The sequence below is a fragment of the Boseongicola sp. genome, assembly GCF_057460485.1.
On record NZ_JBVCWP010000228.1, the window covers coordinates 1 to 6,254 of the forward strand.

At 61.2% G+C, this 6,254-nt stretch carries 7 protein-coding genes and 2 pseudogenes; 6 read left to right on the plus strand and 3 right to left on the minus strand.

Annotated features, from left to right (window positions below):
* The 4 genes from AC221Y_RS18645 to AC221Y_RS18660 all read left to right on the plus strand — a co-directional run.
* Positions 1–787, plus strand: a 787-nt coding sequence (locus AC221Y_RS18645; RefSeq protein WP_486708004.1) for a DNA polymerase III subunit delta, incomplete at its 5' end; no start/stop codon positions are given.
* Positions 784–1,371: a glutathione S-transferase family protein gene (locus AC221Y_RS18650; protein WP_299754807.1), complete on the plus strand. Its 588-nt coding sequence runs from the start codon at positions 784–786 to the stop codon at positions 1,369–1,371. The genes AC221Y_RS18645 and AC221Y_RS18650, both read left to right, overlap by 4 nt.
* Position 1,372: 1 nt before the next feature.
* Positions 1,373–1,774 (plus strand): hypothetical protein, encoded by a 402-nt coding sequence (locus tag AC221Y_RS18655; protein ID WP_486708005.1) that lies wholly within the window; start codon positions 1,373–1,375, stop codon positions 1,772–1,774.
* Positions 1,775–1,847: 73 nt separating this feature from the next.
* Positions 1,848–2,765: a glutathione S-transferase family protein gene (locus AC221Y_RS18660; RefSeq protein ID WP_486708006.1), complete on the plus strand. Its 918-nt coding sequence runs from the start codon at positions 1,848–1,850 to the stop codon at positions 2,763–2,765.
* Here AC221Y_RS18660 and AC221Y_RS18665 read toward each other — a convergent pair.
* The gene (locus tag AC221Y_RS18665; protein WP_486708007.1) at positions 2,762–3,970 is read right to left on the minus strand and encodes a TIGR03862 family flavoprotein; all 1,209 of its coding nucleotides are present in this window, start codon (positions 3,968–3,970) and stop codon (positions 2,762–2,764) included. The two genes, AC221Y_RS18660 and AC221Y_RS18665, sit on opposite strands and share 4 nt — an antisense overlap.
* Between AC221Y_RS18665 and AC221Y_RS18670 the strand changes: the two are divergent.
* Positions 3,969–4,266: pseudogene (locus AC221Y_RS18670) on the plus strand (HNH endonuclease). The gene AC221Y_RS18665 and the pseudogene AC221Y_RS18670 sit on opposite strands and share 2 nt — an antisense overlap.
* On the opposite strand, the gene AC221Y_RS18675 reads toward AC221Y_RS18670, so the two are convergent.
* The gene (locus AC221Y_RS18675; RefSeq protein WP_486708008.1) at positions 4,263–4,871 is read right to left on the minus strand and encodes an enoyl-CoA hydratase/isomerase family protein; all 609 of its coding nucleotides are present in this window, start codon (positions 4,869–4,871) and stop codon (positions 4,263–4,265) included. The pseudogene AC221Y_RS18670 and the gene AC221Y_RS18675 overlap by 4 nt on opposite strands.
* Entirely contained in the window at positions 4,868–5,620 is a 753-nt protein-coding gene (locus AC221Y_RS18680; RefSeq protein WP_486708009.1) for an SDR family oxidoreductase, read from the minus strand. Before AC221Y_RS18680 ends, AC221Y_RS18675 begins: the two co-directional genes overlap by 4 nt.
* Before the next feature lie 142 nt (positions 5,621–5,762).
* Here AC221Y_RS18680 and AC221Y_RS18685 point away from each other — a divergent pair.
* Positions 5,763–6,254, plus strand: a pseudogene (locus AC221Y_RS18685) (hypothetical protein); the annotation flags it as partial.

Here is a 6,254-nt window from a genome sequence, read left to right on the forward strand (position 1 = left end):
CCCCGGCCCGCGTGTGGTCTTTGTCGAGGACGCAGGCGACGGCCTCACCGAAACGATGAAAGCCGCCCTTTCCGACTGGCAGACAGGGGATGCACAAGTCGTGGTCACCGCGGGGCAACTCGCTGCCAAATCCAAGCTTCGCAAGGCCTTCGAGGACCACTCGAACGCCTACGCCACCGGCATCTACGACGACCCCCCAAGCCGCGCCGAAATCGAAGCCGCCCTTACGCAATCTGGCCTGAAAGATATCTCAACCGACGCAATGGCGGCGCTCACCAATTTGTCCCGCGTCCTCGATCCGGGCGATTTCCGCCAAACGCTTGAAAAAATCTCCCTTTACAAACGCGGCGACACCACCCCGCTTACCCCCGAAGAAGTCGACCTCTCCGCGCCCCAATCCATCGAGGCGGGCATCGACGATGTTCTGAACATAGCGGCCGACGGCGAAGCCCACCGCATTGGCCCCGTTCTGAAACGGCTTCAGGCTCAGGGCATCGGGGCGGTTGGCCTGTGCATCGGTGCGACCCGCCACTTCAAAACGCTCCACATCGTCGCGTCCGACCCCGGAGGCCCCGGCCAGGGCATCGCCAAATTGCGCCCGCCCGTCTTCGGCCCCCGACGCGACCGCATCCAACGCCAGGCGGCCGCATGGGGTATGCACAAGACCGAACGCGCGCTGGCGCTCCTTCTGGATACCGACCTCACGCTGCGCTCAACAAACCGCGCCCCCGACATGGCGCTCATGGAGCGCACACTCCTAAAAATCGCATGGATGAACCGCAGATGACCCTGACCGTCGTTGGACCCACCGCCACCCGTACGTCCCGCGTTCTTTGGTGTCTCGAAGAACTGGGCCTTTCTTACGATCACCAGATCGCGCGCCCTCATTCCCCCGAGATTAATGCGCTGAACCCATTGAAGCAGGTCCCCGTCCTCAAAGATGGCGACGCGGTCCTCACCGATTCCACCGCGATCCTCTACCACCTCTCGGACCGAGAAAATCGCCTCACCCACAGCCCCGGCAGCCATGCCCGTGCCAAAATGGACGCCCGCATCGCATTTCTTCTGACCGAACTCGAAGCCCCGCTTTGGATGCGTTCGCGCCATAGCTACGTCCTGCCCAAAGACATGCGCCACCCCGAGGTCTTTCCCTTGCTGGAGGTTGATTTTAAACTGGCGGAAGAGAAATTTATCCGCCTTCTCGACGGCGCGGATTTCTTCGGTGGCGATACCTTCACCATCGCCGATATCATTGCAGCACACTGCCTGTTCTGGGCCACCGACGCGCACGATCTAGCCGAAACCTCAACGTCCTACCTCGACCGCATGAAAGCGCGCGCCGCTTGGACTGCGTCGCAAAAGAACCGCTAGCATGACTGCAACCACCCTCAAGGATTTCCCAAGGCTCTACTGCGACACCTGGCAAGCCGTCATTGCCGGATCGATTGGCTGTGATGCGCTCTCGCGGTTCTTTAGCCTGCCCTGTCACATGATCCACGCTGACGGCAGCCACGAAACCCTTTCAGCCGCCACCGACCTCATCGCCTTCAACGAGCAGCGTCGTGCAGCCCTTCTTCAGGCAAGCGTGGCGACTGTGCGTCTGGCCGGTTCAGACCTCACCACCCAGGGCTCTCACGTTGCGCTGATCACTGCCAACTGGGAGCTTTTGCGAGGGGATGGCACTTTGGAACGCAGCTGGCGTCACCATTACACCATGATCCGGCCCGCCGAATCCTGGGTGATTCTGGTGTCTACTTTCCAACCCGGCGCCTGACGCACACCCCCTGCGCGTCGCCAGACCGCTTCAAACGCTCTATGTCTTCCGCTATCGAACAGGGAGCACCAAAATGGGCGTGATGATCAACGGCACCTACCACATGGAAGACCCCGGCGCAGACACCCCCAATGGTGGTGAATTCAAGCGCGCCGAGGCCAAAATCCGTGACTGGATCACCCCCGACGGCCCCTTCCCGCCCGCTGCGGGCCGCTATCATCTTTATGTCGCTTGGAACTGCCCCTGGGCCCACCGTGCCCTCATCGCCCGCGAAATTCTCGGACTTAAGAACGACATCTCCGTCTCCTTCGCCCGCCCCCGTCGCACCAACCAAGGCTGGGTCTTCGACGAAACCGGAGAATACTCAGACCCCGAGCTTGGCGTCTCAGCCATCCACGAGGTCTACGCTCACCAACACCCCGGCTATACCGGTCGCTGCACCATGCCCGTCCTGTGGGACCGCGAAACCCGCCAAATCGTGTCGAACGAAAGCGCGGACATCATCCGGATGTTCCTCACGTTCAACAAAGGGCCCGACCTTTACCCCGCACCCTTACGCCCTCAGATCGACGCCTGGAACGACCGCATCTACCCGACCCTCAATAACGGGGTCTACCGGGCAGGGTTCGCGCGCACCCAAGACGCCTACAACATCGCCGTGGCCGAAGTCTTCGAGACACTCGACGCCATAGACGCTCAACTCCAGAAAACCAAATGGCTCGCAGGCGATCAGATGACCGAAGCCGACTTGCGCCTGTTCCCGACCCTTGCGCGCTTCGATGTCGCGTATCACTACGCTTTCAAATGCAATATCCGCCGGATCACCGACTACCCTGCCTTATGGACCTACGCGCGCCGCTTTTACGCCATGCCGGGTATCGCCGACACCGTCCGCTTTGAGGTCTACAAAAATGGCTATCATTCCCAATCCGAGCTGAGAAACCCCCTCGGCATCATCCCCGCAGGCCCCCAGATCGACTGGTCGCTCTAACGCGCGAGAAACTTCACCGCAGCAGCGCCTGCAGCCCGCCCTGTCGCCAGACATCCCGTGATCAGATAGCCGCCCGTCGGCGCATCCCAATCCAGCATTTCTCCGGCCGCAAACACCCCTGGGCGATCGCGCAGCATAAACCCGTCCAAGGCGTCCCAAGCGACGCCGCCCGCAGTTGAAATCGCCTCGTCCAACGGAAACGCCACCCGAACCGGCACCGGCAGAGCCTTAATCAATGCCGCCAAAGCCACGCCCTCCGGCAATGGTCGGCCCCATTCCATCAACAACGCCCGCTGCACCTCCGTCAGCTTCAGCGCTTTGCGCAAATAGTTAGAGACGCTCAATTTCCCGCGATCCCGCGACAACTTCACAGCCACTTGTTCAACCGTTAAATCAGGGAACAAATCCACCGAAAGCGCCGCACCTTCGCGCATCGCGCGCGTGACCTCGTAGACGCCGCCACCTTCAATTCCGCGCTGTGTCACAACCCACTCGCCCCGGCTGACCACATCGCCCGCGCCCAAGGCCACGCCCTTCACCGGTGACCCAAAATACGCCGCCATATGCGGCGACCAGTCCAATAAAAGCCCCGCATTCGACGCCTGAAACGCCCGGCATGTCACGCCAGACGCCGCAAAAATATCCGTCCAGGCCCCGTCCGACCCAAGCCGCGCCCAACTGCCACCGCCCAGCGCCATCACCGCAACCGAAGCCTCAATCCGACGCTCGCCCTCCGGCGTCGCAAACACAAAGGCATCGCCGTCCCAGCCGGTCCAGCGCCAACGCGCGCGCACCTCGACGCCCTGCTCACCCAAACGCCCCATCCAGCGCCTCAAAAGTGGCGAGGCCTTCATCGCCTTCGGAAACACCCGTCCTGTAGACCAGGTAAACACCGGCTCACCAAGCTCGCGTGCCCAGGCGACAATTGCCTCCGGCCCAAACGCTTTAACCGCCTCAGCGAACGCCACCGACCCATCCCCGTACCGCGCCAACAACGCCGCCAAGGGTTCGTCCTTCGTCAGGTTCAGACCCGATTTCCCCGCCATCAGAAACTTACGCCCGACGGAAGGCATCGCGTCGACAACGACAACAGACAAGCCGCGCGCCGACATCACCTCCGCCGCCGCCAACCCTGCTGGTCCGCCGCCCACCACCAATGCCTCGACCTTGTCAAAATCCCCGGCACGTCCAGATGTATTATCCATGAGCGATCCCTTTTGCTCTCTTTGCCTGCGTCCTCTATTGGCGCAGGCCAAACAAAGCCTCCAACACCTCGTCCCCAAACTCCGGGGCGGCAAGGGAGGCCCAACCGTTTTACTTCATCAGATTTGTCACACCGAAATTCATGTCACGCTCACCAAAACCGAGCTTGCCCGCGCCTCCCATACGCCCGAGGCACTCCGCGAGCATTCAAGGCTGAAGACCTTCCTCGTATGGGTCACCCAAAAGACCGCCCGACGTCCACTCCAAACCCCCCGGAAAGCGTCGCAAACATCGTTAGCGCGGGATCATCGTCTTGATCGCGGCCACATGCTCCTGCCCCGCCGCACAGGCATCCGCCGCCATCATATGTGCCGCCGCAACACAGTCGTCCGCAATCGCATCCAGCAACCCAAGCGCCTGCGCGGACGCAGCGTCCAGCCGCTCTCCGGCCAGCAACACGCGTCGCGCTGCCGACACGCCGCCCAAAGCGACCAACCGCATCGGATCCGACGGTTGCGGCAAAAATCCCAGCTTCATCACCGGGTAAAACATCTTCGCTCCCGGCACCGCGACCCGCAAATCGCAGGCAAGCACCATGCCCAAGGCGCCCCCCGCAGCCGTTCCATTCATTGCGGCCACAGTCAACGCGGGGCATCCCGCAACCGCCCGCGACAATCGCTCCCAAACCGGATCAATTGCCAACCCGGCCCGCGCGGCGTCCAAATCGGCACCAGCACTGAACACCTTGCCCGTACCGGTCAAAACCACGGCACAAACATCTGGGTCCACGCGCTCAAACTGATCGGCCAGCGTCCTCAGCATCTCAAGCGTCAACGCATTCGCCTTCTCTGGACGATTAAGCGTCAGCGTCAAGACACGCCCATCAACCGCCGTCTCAATCATTCAATCAACCCAACCGTGCGGCGGATAGCGTCATCACGCAGCGAAATGTCTTGCCCCAAATATGCATCCGCATCCGAACCACACATCCACACCAATGCCCGCGCAGGCCATTCAGGCGGGATATGGACCGACCAGTCCAGCTGACTAACAGGATTTACCCCACTGGCCTTAATCTCGCGCTGCATCTCGGTTGCGACTGTTCCCGGCGACAACCCAATCACGCGAACCCCATGTTCGCGGTTTTCCTTGTCGCCCATGCGGGTCAGCATCAAAACGCCGGCCTTCGAGGTGCAGTAATGCGACCATCCCTCAATCGGATTGGTCGCGGCCCCCGACGAGATGTTCAAAATCGTCCCTGACCCCCGCGCGATCATCGCCGGCAAAACAGCGCGCATGCCATAGAAAACACCCTTCAGATTGACATCAATCACCCGGTCCCAATCGCCCGGCGCAATCGCGGAAAGATGCGCTACTGGCTCGATCATACCGGCGTTGTTTACCAATATATCCACCGGCCCAAAAGCCGCTTCTGTCGCCTGAACCGCCGCTTCAACCTGCGCATAATCGCTGACGTCGCAGGGAACGGCCAGCGCCTGATCCCCTATAGACCCCGCGATCTCCGTGATCGCCTCACCGCCGCGCGCCACCAAAACCACATTTGCCCCAGCCCCTGCGAACACCTCTGCTGCAGACGCGCCGATCCCCCGACTTGCCCCGGTAATCATTACTGTCTTGCCAAGAACAGACATCTCAGACCTCATTTTTGCCTTACTGCGTGTTAACATCGCCACGCTTATCCCACCTGTCGTCGCGGCAAAACCCTTGCCTTGACGCCCCTTGGCGGACACAGGATTGTGTCGACACCCCCGAATTTTGAACCGGACTTATATTATGCCTTTCTTTCGCACCCTCACGTTGACCTCTGCCCTGGCTCTCGCAGCAGGTCCTGCCCTCGCCGATATCACCCCGTCCGAAGTCTGGGACGACTGGCAGTCTCTCCTCGCACGCTACGGTGCCGACCTGACATTCGACCGCACCAGCAATGACGGCGATGCCATCTCAATCATCGGTCTTTCCGCCGCCATTCCCGTCGCAGACGGCGCCTCCGTCTGGGAGCTTGGCACCTTGACCTTTGCTGACAACGGCGACGGCACAGTCACGGTCGATATGGACGACGAACTTACCCTCACACTCAACGTCACCGGCCCGGACGGCGAAGACGGCATTGTCGGCTTCACCATCCGTCAGCCCGACGCCAAGCTGATTGCCTCCGGGACACCAGACAACTTGCGGTATGACTTCGACTACCCAACCGTCGAGATGACCGATTTCATCATGGAAGGCCCGGAGGTCCCGGATGATGTCCCCGTAGACTTCGATTTC

Coding starts and splice junctions, on each gene's coding strand:
- AC221Y_RS18650 (WP_299754807.1), top strand. CDS start 784: ATGACCCTGACCGTCGTTGGACCCACCGCCACCCGTACGTCCCGCGTT.
- AC221Y_RS18655 (WP_486708005.1), top strand. CDS start 1,373: ATGACTGCAACCACCCTCAAGGATTTCCCAAGGCTCTACTGCGACACC.
- AC221Y_RS18660 (WP_486708006.1), top strand. CDS start 1,848: ATGGGCGTGATGATCAACGGCACCTACCACATGGAAGACCCCGGCGCA.
- AC221Y_RS18665 (WP_486708007.1), bottom strand. CDS start 3,970: ATGGATAATACATCTGGACGTGCCGGGGATTTTGACAAGGTCGAGGCA.
- AC221Y_RS18675 (WP_486708008.1), bottom strand. CDS start 4,871: ATGATTGAGACGGCGGTTGATGGGCGTGTCTTGACGCTGACGCTTAAT.
- AC221Y_RS18680 (WP_486708009.1), bottom strand. CDS start 5,620: ATGTCTGTTCTTGGCAAGACAGTAATGATTACCGGGGCAAGTCGGGGG.